This is a genomic window from Promicromonospora vindobonensis, from assembly GCF_042685865.1.
In the GTDB taxonomy this organism is placed as follows: Bacteria; Actinomycetota; Actinomycetes; order Actinomycetales; family Cellulomonadaceae; genus Promicromonospora; species Promicromonospora vindobonensis.
Map to the genome: position 1 here is coordinate 806,206 of NZ_JBHUOG010000001.1, position 17,295 is coordinate 823,500.

The window sequence follows — 17,295 nt, forward strand, 5'->3', positions numbered from 1 at the left end:
CGATGACCCCATGCCGGTTCCGCGCGCCCGCCTGGTGGGTAGAGCCCGTGAGCTCAGCGAGCTCGAGGCCGCACTCGACGACGTCCGCTCGCGGGCCAACCGCACCATCGTGATCGCAGGCGAGGCCGGGATCGGCAAGACCCGCCTCCTCGACGAGCTCACCTCGCGCGCCGACGGCGTCACGGTCCTCTCCGGTCAGTGCGCCGACTCCGGCTCCGGACCCGTCCCCTACGCCGCCCTCGCCGGCCTGCTGCACGGGATCGTGCGGGCGATCGGACCCGAGGCCGCCGTCGCGGCAGCCGGACCAGCCGCGGACGCGCTGTCCGCCGTCGCACCCCAGCTCGTCACACCGGCACGGGGCGCGGGGACCGACCGTATCCCCGAGGTCTTCGCCGACCTGCTCACCACGTTCGCCGCCGAACGACCGGTCGCCGTGATCATGGAGGACCTCCACTGGGCCGACGACATCACCCGCGCCGTCGCCCTCCGCCTCGCCCGCACCGCGCCCCCTGGCCTCCTCCTGCTGCTCACCTACCGCAGCGACGACGTCGGCCGCGCGCACCCCCTGCGCGTCGTCATGGCAGAGCTCGACCGGGCCCGGCTCACGACCCGCCTCGACCTGGGCCGGCTGGGCGAGCAAGAGGTCCGGGAGATGGCGCAGGACCTGCTCGGCGCCTCCCCCGACCTCGACGGCCGGCACGACGCGGGGCTCGACCGGGAGGCGCTCGCCGACCTGACCGACCGCAGCGAGGGTGTCCCGTTCTACATCGAGGAGCTCGTCGGCTTTCTCGGGACGGACCTGCCCGGCACGCTGCGCGACATCCTCCTGCTGCGCTACTGGAACCTCAGCCGGCAGGCGCAGGCCCTGTGCCGGGTGGTCGCCGCCGCCGGACCGCGCGTGTGGCACGACGTGCTCGACGACGTCCTTGCGGACACCTCCGGCGGGCCGGGTCAGCGCGCCGGCGCCGGGGTGGGCCCCGAACCGGAGGAGACGGCGCGCGAGGCGGTCGACGCGCAGGTGCTCGTGGCGACCGACATCGGCTACACGTTCCGGCACGCGCTGGTCCAGGAGGCCGTCTACGCGGAGCTGCTGCCCGGGGAGCGCCGGCGGCTGCACGCGGCGCACGCACGGGCGCTGGAGCGCGCCCTCGTCCGGCGTTCTCGCTCGGTGGCGAAGCTCTCCCGCATCGCCGACCACTGGTGGCGCGCGGGGATGCTCGACAAGGCGCTGGCGGCGGCCGTCGTCGGGCACCAGGCGGCGGCGGACGGCGCGGCGTCCTCCACCGCGGTGACCCTGGGCGAGCGAGCCCTGGAGCTCTGGGAGCAGGTCCCCGACGCCGAGGCCGTGGCAGGCCTGCCGCACCACGAGCTGCTGCGCACCGTGGCGGAGGCGCTGCGCGGGGCGACCCGTACGTCTCGCGCCCTCGCGCTGGCGCACGAGGCGGTCGCCGAGTGGCCCGCCGAGGACCCGGTGGGGCTCGCCCGCATGCTCGCCGAGACCGCGCTCGTCGCGGGCCAGGGCGGCTCGGACGAAGGTCCGGAGCTGATCGACCGCGCCCTGGCGCTCGTGGAGCCCGGCCGGGACGACGCCGTGCGCGGCCAGGTCCTGGTCCTGCGGGCCCGCCACGCCATGCTCGACGGCCGGTCCGAGGAGGCGATCGCCGCAGCCACCGCTGCCTACGACGCAGGGACCGCGATCGGCAGCGACGAGCTCGCGTCCGTCGCGCTGAACCTGCGGGGTGTCGGCCGCATCCAGCTCGGCGACCCCGACGGACTCGCCGAGATCGAGCACGGGCGCGAGCTGGCGGGAGACTCCTGGCAGGGCCTGAGCCGCTACTACATCAACGGGTCGGACGCCCGGATCACCCTCGGCGACTGGGCCGGTGCCGCGAAGATCGCCCAGGAGGGCGTGGCGGCGGCCCACCGGTACGGCGCGTCCGAGGGCTCGCGGTTCATGATCGAGGGAAACATCATCGAGGCCTGGATCGGTCAGGGCGCCTGGGCCGAGGCGGCCGACTGGTACGAACGAACGGTCCCGCTGATCCACGACAGCGTCTATGCGGTCTACCTCAGCGAGCGCCGCACCTGGCTCGCGATGTGGCGCGGGCACGTGGAGCAGGCGCAGGCCGAGGCGCGCCGCCGGGCCGTCGGCTGGGAACGGTTCGGCCGCCTGGAGGCACAGATCCGGTCGCGCACCGCGGTCACCCTCGCGGAGCTCGCCCTGCTGCGGGACGAGCCGGCGGTGGCCCTCGAGCACGTGTCGACGGTGATCGCGCCGGGTCACGTCCTGATCCCGCTGTACGACCTGCCGCCGCTGGCCGTGGCCGCCCGGGCGATCTCCCGGGTCCGTGCGGCCGGGCAGCACGTGGACGACGCCCCGTACCGCACGGTCCTGGCCCGGTGCTCGCACTGGCCGACGTTCCCCGTGTGGTCGGCGGTGTTCGAGGCGGAGCTCGGCACCGGTCCCTGGACGACGGTGGCCGACCTGCCGGGGCCCGCGCACCTGCGTCCGTACGCGCTCTACCGCGAGGGCTCCCGGTTGCTGGAGGCCGGGGACCGGGGCGCGGCACGCTCGGCTCTTGGCTCGGCGGTCGCCGAGGCCGAGCAGATCGGGGCGGGCCTGGTGGTCCAGCACGCCAAGGGCCTGATCGATCGCGCGGGGCTGGCGGGCCGTGCCGAGCCCGCCGGGCCGGGCGACGCGCCGGCGTCGGGCAGTGCGCAGGACGTGCTGACCGCACGGGAGCAGCAGGTGCTGGCACTGGTCGCGGAAGGGCTGACCAACGGGCAGATCGCCGATCGGCTCTTCATCTCGGCCAAGACGGCGTCCGTGCACGTCTCGGCGATCCTCCGCAAGCTCGGCGTGTCGACCCGCACGGAGGCTGCTCTCCGCGCCGCTCGTTGAGTGCTGGGTCCTCACCCCGGATGACACTCCGGAAGGTCGTAGGTCCAGCACTCGACGGGGTGGCGGATCTAGGCTCGGCTGGTGTTCGACGAACGATATGGGCCCGACGTGCTGTCCCCCGCGTTTCCCGGCGCGCAGCGGGGGCGTCGTCCGACGTCGCAGCCCACGCCCGCCGAGCCGGGGCTCGTGGTCGAAGAGGTCGAGACCGGCTGGGTCGGCGCCGTCGTGCGGGTCGAGAAGTCGGGCGGCATGCACGTCGTGGTCCTGGAGGACCGCCGCGGCCGCACCCGCACCTTCCCGCTCGGGCCGGGCTTCTGGGTGGAGGGCAAGCCCGTCGTGCTCACGGCCCCCGTCCTGAACCGGGCTCCTGCGCAGCCGACGCGCACGGCCTCCGGATCGGTCGCGGTGCACGGCACCAGGGCGCGCGTGGCGCGCGGCAGCCGCATCTGGGTCGAGGGCAAGCACGACGCCGAGCTCGTCGAGAAGGTCTGGGGCGACGACCTGCGCATCGAGGGCGTCGTGGTCGAGATGCTCGACGGCGTGGACCACCTCGCCGAACGTCTCGCCGAGTTCGGGCCCGACGCCGAGCGGCGCGTGGGCGTCCTGGTGGACCACCTGGTCCCCGGCTCGAAGGAACAGCGGCTGACCGACGAAGCCCTGCGCCATGTCCCGCAGGGCACCGTGCTCGTGCTGGGCCATCCGTACGTCGACGTGTGGCAGGCAGTCCGTGCGGAGCGGCTCGGGCTGGACCGCTGGCCGGTGATCGACCGGGGTACGGAGTGGAAGCTGGGCATCCTGCGTTCCCTCGGCTGGCCTGCCGGGACGCAGGCCGACGTCGCCCGTGGCTGGCAGCGGATCCTCGGCACCGTGCGCGACTTCCGCGACCTCGATCCGGCGCTGCTGGGACGGGTGGAGGAACTTATCGATTTCGTGACCGCGTCGTGAGGCGCAGCCTCTACCGTTAGGGCCATGTCCGAGAACCCACAGCAACCGCAGTCGCCGCAGCAGCCCGACCCGCAGCCGCAGCAGGCCCCTGCCTACGGCTCTCCCCAGCCCGGGCAGACGCCGTACCAGGACCAGCCGTCCCAGCCGCAGCCCGGCCAGCCCCAGCCCGGCCAGCCCCAGCAGGGCCCCGTGTACGGCTCCCCCTACGGCCCCGGGCAGTACCAGCCCCAGCCGCTCACGCCGTCCGACGAGCGCATGTGGTCCGTCTTCGCGCAGGTCGGCCCGCTCCTGCTGGCCTTCATCGCGCCGCTGGTGATCTGGCTGGTGCTCAAGGACCGCAGCCGCTTCGTGGACCAGGAAGCCAAGGAGTCGCTCAACTTCCAGATCACGCTGGTCATCGTGCACATCGCCGCCGCGATCATCACGGCGATCACGTTCGGGATCGGCATGATCGTGTATCTGGTGTTCGTCGCCGCCCTGGTCTTCATGATCCTGGCCGCCGTGGAGAACGGTAAGGGCGCTCCGTACCGCTACCCGGTGAACATCCGCTTCATCAAGTAGCAGCGGGACGACCATGCACCTGCTGCCGGATCCGGTCCTGGATCCGGCAGCAGGTGCATGGTCGTCTCTGCGGCTGTGGTGCGGCTGTGGTGCGGCTGCGGCTGCGGCTGCGGCTGCGGCTGCGGTCAGGCCGGGTTGGGCCCGAACGCCGCGGGACCGGACGCCGTCGTGCCGGCTGCCACCGGACCGCCGGTGAGCCGGCGGTACGCGTAGGCGATCGCCAGCAGGGACAGCGGGATCGTGATGAACAGGCCGAGCCCGCACAGGAGGGCGCCGACGATGTTGATCCCGAAGAGCGCGAGCTCCAGCAGGAACACCGGGCCGAAGTTCTTGCCCACCAGGGAGAACGACGAGGTGAAGGCGGCCCAGGCGTTCATGCCCTTGTCGACCACGTTGTGGTAGGTGAACACGGCGAAGATCGCGACCGCGATGAGGCCGATGCCGCACAGCAGCACACCCACGAAGCTCGCCACCATCAGCAGCAGGGCGGCCAGGATGATCATGCCGTAGCTGTTGACCTTGAACAGCGTGCCCCAGGTCGCCTTCTCACCGGAGACCTCGCGCAGCGCGGCGTTGATCCCGAGCGCCTGGAGCAGCGAGACGATCAGGGAGCCGATCAGCTGGAGCAGCGTGCTGCCGAAGGTCATCCCTGTCGCACCCAAGGTGCTCAGCTCGCCGCCTGCCTGGGCGGCGTTGATCTGCTCCTGGGCGTCGGCGAACGAGTCTGCGTTGAAGATGGCGCCCACGACGAACGTCAGCAGCACGAACAGCACCCAGAACAGCCAGTTCCCCTTGAACCGGCTCCACCCGAAGCTCAGCGCCTCGCCGACCCGGAACGGGCGGGACGACTGCGTCCCGTACGGCACCTCCGGCCCACCGTAGGCAGGGGGCTGGCTCCCGCCACCGTAGGCGGGGGGCTGGCTCCCGCCACCGTAGGCGGGGGGCTGGCTCCCGCCACCGTAGGCAGGGGGCTGCGCCGGGCCACCTGCATTCGGCGGGGTGGCTCCGCTCGACGGCGGCGGCGTCGGCCCGTCGGGACCCGGCCCGTACGGGCCCCCTGGTGTGTTCTCGCTCATGTGAAGTTCCCCTTGGCTGGTCAGTGATCCGAAGCCACCTTCACCTCTTCTTCGCATTCGCGCATGCGCAATTGCCGAGTTGTTACCAGGCGGTCAGCCGTGGACCGGTTCTCCGGTCCAGCGCTGAACGAGGTACGCCCCCACCAGCAGCATCGCCGGGGCGACCACCACGAGGCCGATCCCGCACGTGATGGCAGAGGCAAGGGCCAGCCCAGCAAAGATCCCGAACACCGCGAGCGCGGTGCCGACGTGCGAGAGCACCAGCCGGACACCGCGGGCGACCGCCGTACCGAAGCCCACACCCTTGAGGAGCAGGAACGGCACCGGGAGCAGGAGCAGCGTGACGACCACCTGTGCCACCCAGCCGAACACGGGCACGCTGACGCCGACGAAGCCGAGCATCCCGGTCAGCACGGCGTACGCAAGGAGCCCGCCGAAGCCGCGGAGCGCGAAGAAGTCGCGGAGGCGGACCTTGCGGGTCCGCGTGGCAGCGAGTGCTCCGGAGTACAGGAGCGCCTGCAGCAGGAAGCAGACGGCCGTCCCCGCCGCCGCCAGCCCCTTGGCCGCCACTGTCTGGCCGGCGGCCTGCGCTGCGTCGACCGCTGCCGGGTCGGCCGCGTTCAGGACGCCGTCCACGGTGGACGGGCTGAAGGCCAGGATGACGGCGAGCTGGGCGAGGCCGAGCAGCAGGCTCATCAGCACCCAGCTGCCCCAGCTCGCGCCGAACGCGCTCCAGCCCCAGCGCCACGCGCTGCCGACCGTCGGCGGCCCGTCCGCCTCGGGCCGGTGCTCGGCCCCCGAGACGGCGGAGTACCGCGGCAGCTCCGGCTGGACGGTCTGCGTCCGGTGCTGCTGCGGATCTCCGGGTGCCGGCCGCTGCGGCTGCGGCGCCCGTGCGGGCTGCGGGCGGCCCTGGAACTGGCCCCACACGCCCGGCTGCGGGTCGCGCTGCTCCGGCTGCTGCTGGGGCTGGTAGTCCGGCCGGCCGTACGGGTTGGCGGGGCGGCCGTACGGGTCGCGCGGACCGTAGGGGTCGAACGGCTGGGGATCCCGGGGCTGCTGGTCCTGACCGTACGGGTCGTTGGCCGGCTCCTGCTGCCCGTGCGGGTTCACGTCCTGCGCCCGCCGGGGCTCGGGGTCCTGCCGGCGGTACGGATCCACTGGGTTCCAGCCGCCGTAGGTGTTGCTCATGCGCGTGCCCCTCGTCAGGCGTGCCCGTGCCGCCTCGTAACGGTGTGAATCGGCACAAGATATCGGCGTTTTCGCCCACTACGCAAACAAACTATTCAGGACTTCGGCGAAATGTTCAGGCCGTTGCCGTCACGCGGTGAGGTCGCGCACCACGGTGTCGGCCAGCAGGCGGCCGCGGCGGGTGAGCACCGCCCGGGCGGGCGCACCGCCGGCGCCGACCGCTGCGTGGCCGTCGAGCAGCCCGCGCGCCACGAGGCCCGCCACCGCGGTGCGGCCAGCCACCGACAGCACCCGCAGGTCAAGGCCCTCGCGCAGCCGCACCCCGAGCATGACGCGCTCGAGGTGCGCCTCCTGGCGAGTGAGCAGCTCACGTCCCGCACCAGGGCTCTGGCCCGCCTCCAGCCGCGTGGCGTAGGCGCGGGGGTGCTTGACGTTCCACCAGCGGACACCGGCGGGCGTCTCCCCGGCGGGCGCGCCGGCGTCGGTGGCCACGTCGGCGTCGTCGGTCGAGCGTGTCGAGACCTGAGGCGCGGGCGCCGACACGTAGCTGTGGGCGCCCGGGCCGACGCCCCACCAGTCGTCGCCGCGCCAGTACCCGATGTTGTGGCGGCACTCGTGCCCGGCACGCGCCCAGTTGGACACCTCGTACCAGCGCAGGCCCGCCTCCGTGAGCAGGTCGTCGAGCAGCTCGTACTTGGCGGCCTGGTCGTCCTCGTCGGGCAGCGTGACCTCGCCGCGGCGCACCTGGGCGGCCATCTTGGTGCCGGCCTCCACCACGAGCGCGTACGCGGACACGTGGTCGACGCCGGTGGCCAGCGCCGTCTCCACGCTCGTGCGCCAGTCGTCGAGGGACTCGCCGGGGGTGCCGTAGATGAGGTCGAGGGAGACCTCAAGCCCGGCGTCCCTGGCCCACCGGACGACGTCGGGGATGCGCAGCGGGTCATGGGTGCGCTCGAGGGTCGCCAGCACGTGCGGCACGGCGGACTGCATCCCGAACGAGACGCGCGTGAACCCGGCCTCGGCAAGGACCCGCAGCGACTCGGGCGTCACCGAGTCGGGGTTGGCCTCCGTGGTGACCTCAGCGGCCTGCCCGGTACCTGTCGGCGGGCCGGCCAGGCCCCAGGCCCGCTCGATCCCGCCGAGCACCCTGGCGAGGTCCGTCGCAGGCAGCATCGTGGGCGTGCCACCGCCGAAGAACACGGTGGAGACCGCTGCGGGTGCACGCCCGGCGTCCGACAGCACCTTCGCGGCGAGGTCGACCTCCAGCAGCGCCGTCGTGGCGTACTGCGCCTGGTTCGCGCCGCCGCCCAGCTCGGACGCCGTGTAGGTGTTGAAGTCGCAGTAGCCGCAGCGCACCGTGCAGAACGGGACGTGCACGTAGACCCCGAACGGACGCTCCTCGGGCCCGGACGGCGGGTGCACCCAGTCGGGCAGCCCGCCGTCGTCGGGCACCGGGATGCCGGAAGGAAGAGCCGGCACTACTTCTTCTTGTCCTTGGGGGCATCCGAGTCGGAGGAGAGCGCAGCGATGAACGCCTCCTTCGGCACCTCGACGGAGCCGATGTTCTTCATGCGCTTCTTGCCCTCCTTCTGCTTCTCCAGCAGCTTGCGCTTACGGCTGATGTCGCCGCCGTAGCACTTGGCGAGCACGTCCTTGCGGATGGCGCGGATGGTCTCGCGGGCGATCACCCGCGCGCCGATGGCGGCCTGGATCGGCACCTCGAACTGCTGGCGCGGGATGAGCTCCTTGAGCTTGGCCGTCATCATGACGCCGTACGAGTACGCCTTGTCGCGGTGCGCGATCGCGCTGAACGCGTCGACGTGCTCGCCCTGGAGCAGGATGTCGACCTTCACGAGGTCGGCGACCTGGTCACCGGTCGTGTCGTAGTCGAGGGACGCGTAGCCGCGGGTCTTGGACTTGAGCTGGTCGAAGAAGTCGAAGACGATCTCGCCGAGCGGCAGCTTGTAGCGCAGCTCCACGCGCTCCTCGGACAGGTAGTCCATGCCCTGCAGGTCGCCGCGCTTGGACTGCGCGAGCTCCATGACCGCGCCGACGAACTCGCTCGGGGTGAGGATCGTGGCCTTGACGACCGGCTCACGGACCTCCTTGATCTTGCCCCCTGGGAACTCCGACGGGTTGGTCACCTCGACCTTCGTGTTGTCCTCCATCGTCACCTCGTAGATGACGTTCGGGGCGGTGGAGATCAGGTCGAGGTTGAACTCGCGCTCGAGGCGCTCGCGCACGATCTCGAGGTGCAGCAGGCCGAGGAAGCCCACCCGGAAGCCGAAGCCGAGGGCCACCGACGTCTCCGGCTCGTAGTTGAGCGCGGCGTCGCTGAGCTTGAGCTTGTCCAGGGCGTCGCGCAGCACCGGGTAGTCGGAGCCGTCGATCGGGTACAGGCCCGAGAAGACCATGGGCTTGGGGTCGCTGTAGCCGGCGAGCGCGGTGGTGGCGGGCTTGGCCGCGTTGGTAACGGTGTCGCCGACCTTGGACTGGCGCACGTCCTTCACGCCGGTGATCAGGTAGCCCACCTCGCCGACGCCCAGGCCCTTGGTCCGGTTCGGCTCCGGCGAGCTGACGCCGATCTCCAGCAGCTCGTGGGTGGCCCGCGTCGACATCATGACGATCTTCTCGCGCGGGTTCAGGTCGCCGTCGATCACCCGCACGTACGTCACGACACCGCGGTAGGTGTCGTAGACGGAGTCGAAGATCATGGCGCGGGCCGGGGCGTCCGGATCACCGGTCGGGGCCGGCACGCGCTCCACGATGCGGTCCAGCAGCGCCTCCACGCCGACACCGGTCTTGCCGCTGACCTGGAGGACGTCCTCCGGCTCGCAGCCCACCAGCTTCGCGAGCTCCTCGCCGTACTTCTCCGGCTGCGCTGCCGGGAGGTCGATCTTGTTCAGGACCGGGATGATCTCGAGGTCGTTCTCCATGGCCAGGTACAGGTTCGCCAGGGTCTGCGCCTCGATGCCCTGGGCGGCGTCGACGAGCAGCACCGCGCCCTCGCACGCGGCGAGCGACCGGGAGACCTCGTACGTGAAGTCGACGTGGCCAGGGGTGTCGATCATGTTCAGCGCGTGCGGCGTCAGCGCGCCCGCGTCGTCGGCCAGAGCCCACGGCATGCGCACGGCCTGCGACTTGATGGTGATGCCGCGCTCGCGCTCGATGTCCATCCGGTCCAGGTACTGCGCGCGCATGGCACGCGAGTCGACCACGCCGGTGAGCTGGAGCATGCGGTCGGCCAGGGTGGACTTGCCGTGGTCGATGTGCGCGATGATGCAGAAGTTGCGGATCAGCTCCGGCGCGGTGGCATTCGGCTGGATGCGCGCGGTGAGCGCAGGACCGGGGATGGGCAAAGCGTTCTCGCTCCGTTGTCAGGGTGGGCGGGCCAACGGCCATTCTCCCACGTCCCGTGCGAGCGGGGCACGGTCGTGCCTACTGTCGTGACGTAGCGATCCCGATCGGAGGAGGAGAGCCATGCCGCAGCTGAAGAGCAAGCAAGTGCTGGCACTCGTGACCAACTACGGCGTCGAGCAGGACGAGCTCCTCGTGCCCGTGCGCCACCTGCGCGACCGCGGTGCGGTAGTCACCCTGGCCGCCGTTTCACGGGACGACGTCCGCACCCTGGTGGGTGACGAGAAGCCGGGCGAGTCCGTTGCGCCGGACACCACCATCGACGAGGTCGACCCGGCCGGGTTCGACCTGCTGCTCGTGCCCGGTGGCACGATCAACGCCGACAGCCTGCGCCTGCACGCCAGGGCCGTCGAGGTCGTCGAGGCGTTCACGTCCTCCGGGCGTCCGGTGGCCGCGATCTGCCACGGCCCGTGGGCACTCGTGGAGGCAGGGCAGGTCTCCGGTGCGACGCTCACCAGCTACCCGTCCCTCGCCACCGACATCCGCAACGCCGGCGGCACCTGGGTCGACGAGCCGGTCGTCAAGGACAGCGGTGCCGGCTTCCCGCTGATCACGTCCCGCAATCCCCAGGACATCCCCGACTTCCTGCGCGAGGTCGACGCCGTCCTGGCCGACTGACCGGCCTCCGCCGGCCCGGCCCGGCCTGCCCGCGACGCGCGGCGGTCGTCATCCGGAGCGTCGGGCCTGGGTGCGGGTGGCAGGCGGTACGTTGCGGCACATGAGCCTTGACCACCTGTCTCTGCTGGCCCGGTTCCAGGGCGGCTTCCTCGCCGCTGTGCCCCACGCCGACGTCGACGCGCGGATCCCTGCTTGCGGGGACTGGACGGTAGGTGAGCTGGTGGAACACCTCGCCCACATCCATCACTGGGCAGCGGGCAACGTCCGCGGGGTCAAGGGCGCGCCTCTCGGCCCCGGACCGTTCGACCTGGCACCGCACTACGCCGCGCAGGCGGCGGAGCTGCGTGCGGCGTTCGCCGAGATCGACCCCGACACGATCGGCCGGGTGCTGGCCCATCCGCACCCCCTCGGCCCCGGTCCGGTGCGGTTCTGGCACCGCCGGCAGGTCCACGAGACGCTCGTGCACCTGCACGACCTGCTGGCCGCGACGGCCGGCGCGGGCTCCCTCGGGATGGTGGGGGCCGAGCCAGAGGTGTGGGCGGACACCGTCGACGAGGTGGTCACCGTGCTCCAGCCCCGGCAGGTGGGCCTGGGCCGGATGGACCCGGTGCGACACCCGGTCTCCCTCGTGGCGACCGACGTCGGTGGTACGCCCGTCTGGGTGCTCGGTGCCGCGGGCGGGCGCGCGGACGAGGTGGCGCCGGACGTCGTCGTGTCCGGAACTGCCGAGGGGCTCGCGCTGACGCTGTGGCACCGCCTCTCCCCTGCGGAGGCCGGCCTCACCGTGGAGGGCGACCGTGCCGACCTCGAGACGGCGCTGGCCCAGCCGATCGTGCCGTGACGGCCACCCGACGCGCGTCGAGTGGCCGTTACGGCGGTGGCGAACGTAGGCCTGGTCGCCCTATCGGCGCTCTGAGAGCGACCATGCCTACGTTCGGCACGTGCTGGTCACGTCGGCGCGTAGGCCGTGAGGAAGATACGAACCGCCTCACGGGTGTGACGCCGTAGCGCTTCCTCGTCCGGCACGGCACCGTCCCCGAGCAGCATCGCCTCGTTGAGCGGACCGGACATCACGAGCCAGTTCAGGGACGACGCCGCCGCCCGTGCGTCGGGAGCGCGGACCAGCCCGGCCGCGTCCAGCTGCGAGACGAGCACCGCCAGCGCGCTGATGGCCCGGGCAGGTCCGTCCTCCCAGAGCGTGCGCGCCAGGTCCGGGAAGCGCTCGACCTCGCCGATCACCAGGCGGCGCAGACGCAGGATCCGCGGCCGGAGCACGACCGTCGCCTGGCGGAACAAGTACTTCTCGAGGTAGCCGGCGAGCTCGTCGGGACCTGGCAGCCCGTGCTCGTCGGGATGGACGGCGTCGCCCGCCGCAGTCGTCCTCGCTGAGACGACCGCGACGAAGAGCCGCTCCTTGCTCCCGAAGTGGTTGTAGATCGTCTGCTTCGACACCCCGGACACCGCGACGACCTCGTCGACGCTCGCCCCGACGAACCCGTCGCGGAGGAACACTGTCTCCGCTGCTTCGAGGATCGCCGCCCGCTTGCGCCGCGAGCTGGGCCTGGGAGCCTCCACCACCATGACAACCTCCTCGACCGTTGCGTTTCTAGACCACTCGGTCTAATCTTGCAGGAAACAAGACTACCAAGTCCAATTTCTGAGGAGTCTCTCATGTCCGAACCGATCGACCTCACCTTCACCGTCCCGGTCCAGTCGGACGATTCACCGGGCGCATGGACCATCGCCGTCCTGCCCGACTCCGGACACCTCCTCGGCACCCGGCGTCCCGTCAAGGTCAAGGGCCACCTGGACGGGCACCCGTTCGCCGCCACGCTGCTGCCGATGGGCGACGGGACACACATGCTGCCCCTGAAGGCTGCCCTGCGCACCGCCGCCGGCAAGAGCGCCGGAGATCAGGTCACCGTCCAGCTCACCGAGCGCGGCTGAGCGCCACACCCCAGAGAAGGAGCCTGACCATGACGGAGTTCACCACCACCTCTCGCGGCGACCGTGTCGCCTACGACCTGCGCGGCACCGGGCCGGCCGTCGTCTTCGTGACGGGCGCTGGGCCCGACCGGGCCGACGACCCCGTGACCGCGGAGACCGCCGCGCTCGTCGCCGCGGCCGGGCTGACCGCCCTCACGTTCGACCGGCTCGGGCGCGGGGAGAGCCCCGCCGAGGGTCGGCTCGACCTGGACCGCGAGCTCGCGGCCGTCGCCGCGATGATCGAGGTCGCGGGCGGTCCCGCCGTGCTGGTCGGGCACTCGTCCGGCTGCTCGGTGAGCCTGCGGGCCGCCGACGCGGGCCTGCCGGTCGCCGGCCTCGCCCTCTGGGAGGCCCCACTGGGCGACCCCGCCGCCACGACGCAGGCATGGGCCGACGAGATCGAGCGCCTGCTCGACAACGGCGACCACGAGAACGCCATGCGGCACTACATGAAGGACATGCCGCCGGAGTGGCTCGCGGGGATGGAGGCGTCGCCGGCCTGGCCCATGATCGCGCGCACGGTCGCCGCCTACCGCGCCGACGCTCAGTCGCTCGCCTGGGCTCAGCACGCGCTGGAGGACAGCACGCTCGACGTCACGGTCCCCGTGCTCGCCATGTACGGGACCGAGACCTTCCCGGAGATGCCGGTGGCGGCCGCGAGCATCGTGACGGCGGTGCCGCAGGGCACCGAGAAGGAGATGCCGGGCGCCATGCACTCGTGGGAGCCGGCGCCGATGGCGGCCCGGCTCGCCGAGTTCGCCCGACAGTGCGCCGGGTAAGAGGCGCCCACATCAATGTCCTGGATGCGCGCTTCACCCGTTCCGGTACGGTTCCGGGCGTGACCTTCGCATCAGACAAGAACTACCCCGGCGACTACGAGGGTGATGTCCACCCGATCTACAACCCCGAGCTGGACGGTGACCCGGACCCCGGCGAGGTGGTCTGGACCTGGATCCCGTACGAGGAGGACCACAGCCAGGGCAAGGACCGCCCGGTGCTGCTCGTGGGCAAGGACGGGCCGTGGCTGCTCGGCCTCCAGCTGACCAGCCAGGACCACGACCGCGACGCGTTGCAGGAGGCGCGGGCCGGCCGCATCTGGATGGACGTCGGCACCGGAGCCTGGGACCGCACCGGCCGTGACTCCGAGGTGCGGATCAACCGCGTCATCCGCATCGACCCGGACGACGTGCGCCGCGAGGGGGACATCCTCGACGAGGCCATCTTCAACGACGTCGTGAAGTACATGGACCGGGCGCTCGACCTGACCTGACGCCCGCCGCCCGGCGTCGGCCCGCGTCGCTCGCGGGACGGCGCCGGGCTACCCTGCCCTGCGTGACTCAGAACCCGTGGATCAAGCTGCTCGGCGACGTCGTCGAGGCCGTGGCGCGCGCCGCCTTCGACCAGAACAACGACCGCCCGAGCGGCGACCGGCCCACCCCGCGTCCCCGGCCCGCCGGCCGGCGTACGTCGCAGGGCCAGGAGGTGCCGGACACCGACCGCTACCCCGGCGACTACGAGGGCACGGTCACGCCGGTCTACCGCCCCGAGCTGGACGGCGAGCCCGACCCCGGCGAGGTCGTATGGTCCTGGGTCCCGTATGAAGAAGATCACAACCAGGGCAAGGACCGGCCGGTTCTCCTGGTGGGGAACGACGGCCCCTGGCTGCTCGCGCTGCAGCTGACCAGCCAGGACCACGATCGCGACGCCGAGCAGGAGCGCCGCGCCGGGCGTCGCTGGATGGACATCGGGACCGGCGCGTGGGACAGCTCGGGCCGCCCGTCCGAGGTGCGCCTCAACCGGGTGATCCGCATCCACCCGGACGCCGTGCGCCGCGAGGGAGCCATCCTGGACAAGGCGGTTTTCGACCAAGTCGCCGCGGCCCTCTGACGGGCTACGGCTGGACCGACACCACGAGGAACGCCGCGAACAGCACCAGGTGCACGACGCCCTGCAGCGTCTTGGCCCGGCCGGGGGCGATGCTCAGCATCGCCACCGCCACCGAGACCGCGAACAGCACCATCTGGACCGGCTCGAGGCCGAGGGTGAGCGGCCCGTCCATCCAGATCATCGCGATGGCGATGGTGGGGATGGTCAGACCGATCGACGCCATCGCGGAGCCGTAGGCGAGGTTGAGGCTGGTCTGCACCCGGTTGCGCAGGGCGTTGCGGACCGCGGCTATCGACTCGGGCGCGAGCACGAGGAGCGCGATCACCACGCCGACGACGGTGTAGGGCAGACCGGCCGCCTCGACCCCGTGCTCGATGGTCGGGGAGAGCATCTTGGCCAGGAAGACCACCGAGACCAGGGCGATCAGCAGCAGCACGACGCTGAACCACGCCTGCTTGGCGGTCGGCGGGTCGGCGTGGTCGTCGCCGTCCGTGTCTCGGATCACGCCGGTGACCCGGCCGTACTTGTCGCTCGTCACCGGCAGGAAGAAGTCGCGGTGGCGCACGGTCTGCGTGAAGACGAACGCCCCGTACAGCACGATCGACGCCACCGCCGCGAAGGCCAGCTGGAAGGCGGTGTAGGCGCCGCCCTCCGCCGACGTCGTGAAGCGCGGCAGGACGAGGGTGACCCCGGCCAGCGCGATCACGGTGGCGAGCGCCGACCCGGTGCCGGAGGCGTTGAAGCTGACCAGATGGTGCTTGCTCGCCCCCACCAGCAGGGACAGCCCGACGATCCCGTTGAAGGTGATCATCACGGCGGCGAAGACGGTGTCGCGGGCATAGGTGCTGGCCGCGTCGCCGCCGCTGCTCATCAGCATGAGGATCAGCCCTACCTCGATGACGGTCACCGCGACCGCGAGGATGAGGGAGCCGAACGGTTCACCTACTTTGTGCGCCACCACCTCCGCGTGGTGGACTGCCGAGAGGACTGCACCGACCAGTGCGGCGCCGATGGCCGCCAGGATGACCGGATGGTCATGGTTGGTCCACGTGGCCACGAGAAGCACCAGGGCTAGAACCGGTACGACCACGGTCCACTGGAAACGTCCTCGCAGTGTCCTGGTACTCATGAAGGAATTCTAAGGTCCCATGTCAGAGGCCCTTTCCGTGCGTCGCGGGAGTCACACCCTGCACCGCGCACGGAGCCCCGTCCCCTCTGGTAGCCTTGGAGGTCGCGTGTCCGCCCAGGTCGGCGGGCACAGTCACAGCTCCTCTCCACGGGTCCCCACCCCAGTCCCGGAGCTGTGACCGCCCTCTACGACCTATCCGCTCGCCATCAGGCGAACACACCAGGAAGTACACTCGTGGCAAACATCAAGTCCCAGATGAAGCGCATCAAGACGAACGAGAAGGCTCGTCTGCGCAACAAGTCCGTGAAGTCGGAGCTGAAGACCCACGTGCGCAAGGTGCGTGAGGCCATCGCAGCCGGCGACAAGGAGACCGCGACGGTCAGCCTTGCCACCGCGTCGCGCAAGCTCGACAAGGCTGTCGCCAAGGGCGTCATCCACTCGAACCAGGCTGCGAACCGCAAGTCGGCCCTCGCGAAGTCGGTCGCCGCTCTCTGAGCACACTTCGTCGGACGCCGTTCGCCCCTCGGGCGGGCGGCGTCTTTCGTGTGCCCCGGACCGACGGGTCAGGAGCGCCGGGAGCGCGCGATGGTCATGACCGCACGCTCTACCGCGAAGACCGGGTCCCTGGCTTCGCCCTTGACGTCGGCATCGGCCTGCGCGACGGCGGAGATCGCCGCCGCCAGCCCCTCCGGCGTCCAGCTCCGCAGGTCCTTGCGGGCGCGGTCCACCTGCCACGGCGCCATGCCCAGGTCCCGTGCCCCGAGCCCGCCGCCCCTCATCGACGCGACCTTCGCGAGGTTGCGCAGGCGCAGTGCCAGGGCCGCGACGATGGGCACCGGGTCCAGCCCGGTGTCGAGCGCGTGCCGCAGGAGTGCGACCGCACCACCCGCGTCGCCGGCCACCGCGGCGTCGGCGACCCGGAATCCCGTGGCCTCGACCCGCCCGCCGTAGTACTTGTCCACGGTGGCGGCCGTGATGGTGCCGGTCGTGTCGGCGATCAGCTGCGAGCAGGCCGACGCGAGCTCACGCAGGTCGCTGCCGAGCGCGTCCACCAGGGCGCGCACGGCCTCGGCGTCGGCCCGGCGGCGTGCGGCCTTGAACTCCCCCACGACGAACGACGCCTTCTCGGCGTCCTTGGTCACCGGCTCGCACACCAGCACGGGCGCGCCCGACTTCGTGACGGTGTCGAGCATCTTCTTGCCGCGCTGCCCGCCGCCGTGCACCACCACGACAGTGGTCTCGTCGTCCGGCGAGGCGACGTACGCGATGAGGTCGGACATCAGGTCCTCGGTGCCGGACTCCGTCGAGCGGACCACGACCACCTTGGCCTCACCGAAGAGGGACGGACTCGCCGCGACCAGCAGCTGACCCGCGCCGTACGTGGCGCCCTCCAGCTCGACCTTCTCGACCTCTGGGTCACGCGCGCGCGCCAGTCCGACGACGCCGTCCACCGCGCGCTCGGTCAGGAGCGGTTCGGCGCCGCGCACGAGCACGACCGGGGCGAGCGTGGGCTCGTCCCAGCTGCGGCCGGCGGGCGGTGAGGCGGTACGGCGCTTGGTCGCTGGAGGCACGGACACAGCCTG

General features: G+C 71.7%; 17 protein-coding genes. 10 read left to right on the plus strand and 7 right to left on the minus strand.

Annotation, left to right across the window (positions count from 1 at the left end; all coding sequences use genetic code 11):
- Positions 1–10: 10 nt before the first annotated feature.
- The 3 genes from ACFS27_RS03860 (at position 11) to ACFS27_RS03870 (ending at position 4,408) form a co-directional block, all read left to right on the plus strand.
- Positions 11–2,902, plus strand: coding sequence for a helix-turn-helix transcriptional regulator (locus tag ACFS27_RS03860; protein WP_377180527.1), 2,892 nt, complete (start codon positions 11–13; stop codon positions 2,900–2,902).
- Between the two features lie 81 nt (positions 2,903–2,983).
- A complete protein-coding gene (locus ACFS27_RS03865; RefSeq protein ID WP_377180528.1) occupies positions 2,984–3,847 on the plus strand; it encodes a DUF3097 domain-containing protein in 864 nt (287 codons plus the stop codon).
- Between the two features lie 24 nt (positions 3,848–3,871).
- Complete coding sequence (locus ACFS27_RS03870) at positions 3,872–4,408, plus strand: DUF4870 domain-containing protein (protein ID WP_377180529.1); 537 nt, start codon at positions 3,872–3,874, stop codon at positions 4,406–4,408.
- 125 nt (positions 4,409–4,533) lie between these two features.
- Here the strand turns inward: ACFS27_RS03870 and ACFS27_RS03875 are convergent, their stop codons facing one another.
- The 4 genes from ACFS27_RS03875 to lepA all read right to left on the minus strand — a co-directional run bounded on the left by ACFS27_RS03875 (position 4,534) and on the right by lepA (position 10,034).
- Positions 4,534–5,484, minus strand: a complete 951-nt coding sequence (locus ACFS27_RS03875) for a hypothetical protein (protein ID WP_377180530.1) — start codon at positions 5,482–5,484, stop codon at positions 4,534–4,536.
- A 93-nt stretch (positions 5,485–5,577) separates the two neighbouring features.
- Positions 5,578–6,675: a hypothetical protein gene (locus ACFS27_RS03880; protein WP_377180531.1), complete on the minus strand. Its 1,098-nt coding sequence runs from the start codon at positions 6,673–6,675 to the stop codon at positions 5,578–5,580.
- Positions 6,676–6,804: 129 nt separating this feature from the next.
- The gene (gene hemW, locus ACFS27_RS03885) at positions 6,805–8,154 is read right to left on the minus strand and encodes a radical SAM family heme chaperone HemW (protein WP_377180532.1); all 1,350 of its coding nucleotides are present in this window, start codon (positions 8,152–8,154) and stop codon (positions 6,805–6,807) included.
- Positions 8,154–10,034, minus strand: a complete 1,881-nt coding sequence (gene lepA / locus ACFS27_RS03890; protein WP_377180533.1) for a translation elongation factor 4 — start codon at positions 10,032–10,034, stop codon at positions 8,154–8,156. The genes hemW and lepA overlap by 1 nt, the downstream gene beginning before the upstream one ends.
- A gap of 121 nt (positions 10,035–10,155) precedes the next feature.
- Here lepA and ACFS27_RS03895 point away from each other — a divergent pair, with 121 nt between their 5' ends.
- On the plus strand, positions 10,156–10,710 hold the full coding sequence (locus tag ACFS27_RS03895; protein ID WP_377180534.1) for a DJ-1/PfpI/YhbO family deglycase/protease: 555 nt from the start codon (positions 10,156–10,158) through the stop codon (positions 10,708–10,710).
- Positions 10,711–10,810: 100 nt separating this feature from the next.
- Positions 10,811–11,551 (plus strand): maleylpyruvate isomerase N-terminal domain-containing protein, encoded by a 741-nt coding sequence (locus tag ACFS27_RS03900; RefSeq protein WP_377180535.1) that lies wholly within the window; start codon positions 10,811–10,813, stop codon positions 11,549–11,551.
- A 107-nt stretch (positions 11,552–11,658) separates the two neighbouring features.
- Here ACFS27_RS03900 and ACFS27_RS03905 read toward each other — a convergent pair whose 3' ends face one another.
- Entirely contained in the window at positions 11,659–12,291 is a 633-nt protein-coding gene (locus ACFS27_RS03905) for a TetR/AcrR family transcriptional regulator (RefSeq protein ID WP_377180536.1), read from the minus strand.
- Positions 12,292–12,381: 90 nt separating this feature from the next.
- Here ACFS27_RS03905 and ACFS27_RS03910 point away from each other — a divergent pair, with 90 nt between their 5' ends.
- From ACFS27_RS03910 to ACFS27_RS03925, 4 genes are all read left to right on the plus strand, one after another.
- Positions 12,382–12,657 (plus strand): DUF1905 domain-containing protein, encoded by a 276-nt coding sequence (locus ACFS27_RS03910; protein WP_377180537.1) that lies wholly within the window; start codon positions 12,382–12,384, stop codon positions 12,655–12,657.
- Positions 12,658–12,686: 29 nt separating this feature from the next.
- The gene (locus ACFS27_RS03915; RefSeq protein ID WP_377180538.1) at positions 12,687–13,475 is read left to right on the plus strand and encodes an alpha/beta fold hydrolase; all 789 of its coding nucleotides are present in this window, start codon (positions 12,687–12,689) and stop codon (positions 13,473–13,475) included.
- Between the two features lie 59 nt (positions 13,476–13,534).
- A complete protein-coding gene (locus ACFS27_RS03920; protein WP_377180539.1) occupies positions 13,535–13,966 on the plus strand; it encodes a type II toxin-antitoxin system PemK/MazF family toxin in 432 nt (143 codons plus the stop codon).
- A gap of 62 nt (positions 13,967–14,028) precedes the next feature.
- Positions 14,029–14,583, plus strand: coding sequence for a type II toxin-antitoxin system PemK/MazF family toxin (locus tag ACFS27_RS03925; protein ID WP_377180540.1), 555 nt, complete (start codon positions 14,029–14,031; stop codon positions 14,581–14,583).
- A gap of 4 nt (positions 14,584–14,587) precedes the next feature.
- Here the strand turns inward: ACFS27_RS03925 and ACFS27_RS03930 are convergent, their stop codons facing one another.
- Positions 14,588–15,712 carry a calcium:proton antiporter gene (locus ACFS27_RS03930; protein WP_377180541.1) on the minus strand — a complete coding sequence of 375 codons (1,125 nt, stop codon included), beginning with the start codon at positions 15,710–15,712 and terminating at the stop codon, positions 14,588–14,590.
- Between the two features lie 234 nt (positions 15,713–15,946).
- Here ACFS27_RS03930 and rpsT point away from each other — a divergent pair, with 234 nt between their 5' ends.
- On the plus strand, positions 15,947–16,207 hold the full coding sequence (gene rpsT / locus ACFS27_RS03935) for a 30S ribosomal protein S20 (RefSeq protein ID WP_357467959.1): 261 nt from the start codon (positions 15,947–15,949) through the stop codon (positions 16,205–16,207).
- Between the two features lie 68 nt (positions 16,208–16,275).
- Here the strand turns inward: rpsT and holA are convergent, their stop codons facing one another.
- On the minus strand, positions 16,276–17,283 hold the full coding sequence (gene holA / locus ACFS27_RS03940) for a DNA polymerase III subunit delta (protein ID WP_377180542.1): 1,008 nt from the start codon (positions 17,281–17,283) through the stop codon (positions 16,276–16,278).
- Positions 17,284–17,295 lie beyond the last annotated feature (12 nt).

Excerpts from the sequence above, each read along its gene's own strand:
- ACFS27_RS03895 (WP_377180534.1), top strand. The coding sequence starts at position 10,156 with ATGCCGCAGCTGAAGAGCAAGCAAGTGCTGGCACTCGTGACCAACTAC.
- ACFS27_RS03905 (WP_377180536.1), bottom strand. The coding sequence starts at position 12,291 with ATGGTGGTGGAGGCTCCCAGGCCCAGCTCGCGGCGCAAGCGGGCGGCG.
- ACFS27_RS03900 (WP_377180535.1), top strand. The coding sequence starts at position 10,811 with ATGAGCCTTGACCACCTGTCTCTGCTGGCCCGGTTCCAGGGCGGCTTC.
- ACFS27_RS03870 (WP_377180529.1), top strand. The coding sequence starts at position 3,872 with ATGTCCGAGAACCCACAGCAACCGCAGTCGCCGCAGCAGCCCGACCCG.
- ACFS27_RS03860 (WP_377180527.1), top strand. The coding sequence starts at position 11 with ATGCCGGTTCCGCGCGCCCGCCTGGTGGGTAGAGCCCGTGAGCTCAGC.
- ACFS27_RS03875 (WP_377180530.1), bottom strand. The coding sequence starts at position 5,484 with ATGAGCGAGAACACACCAGGGGGCCCGTACGGGCCGGGTCCCGACGGG.
- ACFS27_RS03910 (WP_377180537.1), top strand. The coding sequence starts at position 12,382 with ATGTCCGAACCGATCGACCTCACCTTCACCGTCCCGGTCCAGTCGGAC.
- ACFS27_RS03880 (WP_377180531.1), bottom strand. The coding sequence starts at position 6,675 with ATGAGCAACACCTACGGCGGCTGGAACCCAGTGGATCCGTACCGCCGG.
- ACFS27_RS03930 (WP_377180541.1), bottom strand. The coding sequence starts at position 15,712 with ATGAGTACCAGGACACTGCGAGGACGTTTCCAGTGGACCGTGGTCGTA.
- ACFS27_RS03915 (WP_377180538.1), top strand. The coding sequence starts at position 12,687 with ATGACGGAGTTCACCACCACCTCTCGCGGCGACCGTGTCGCCTACGAC.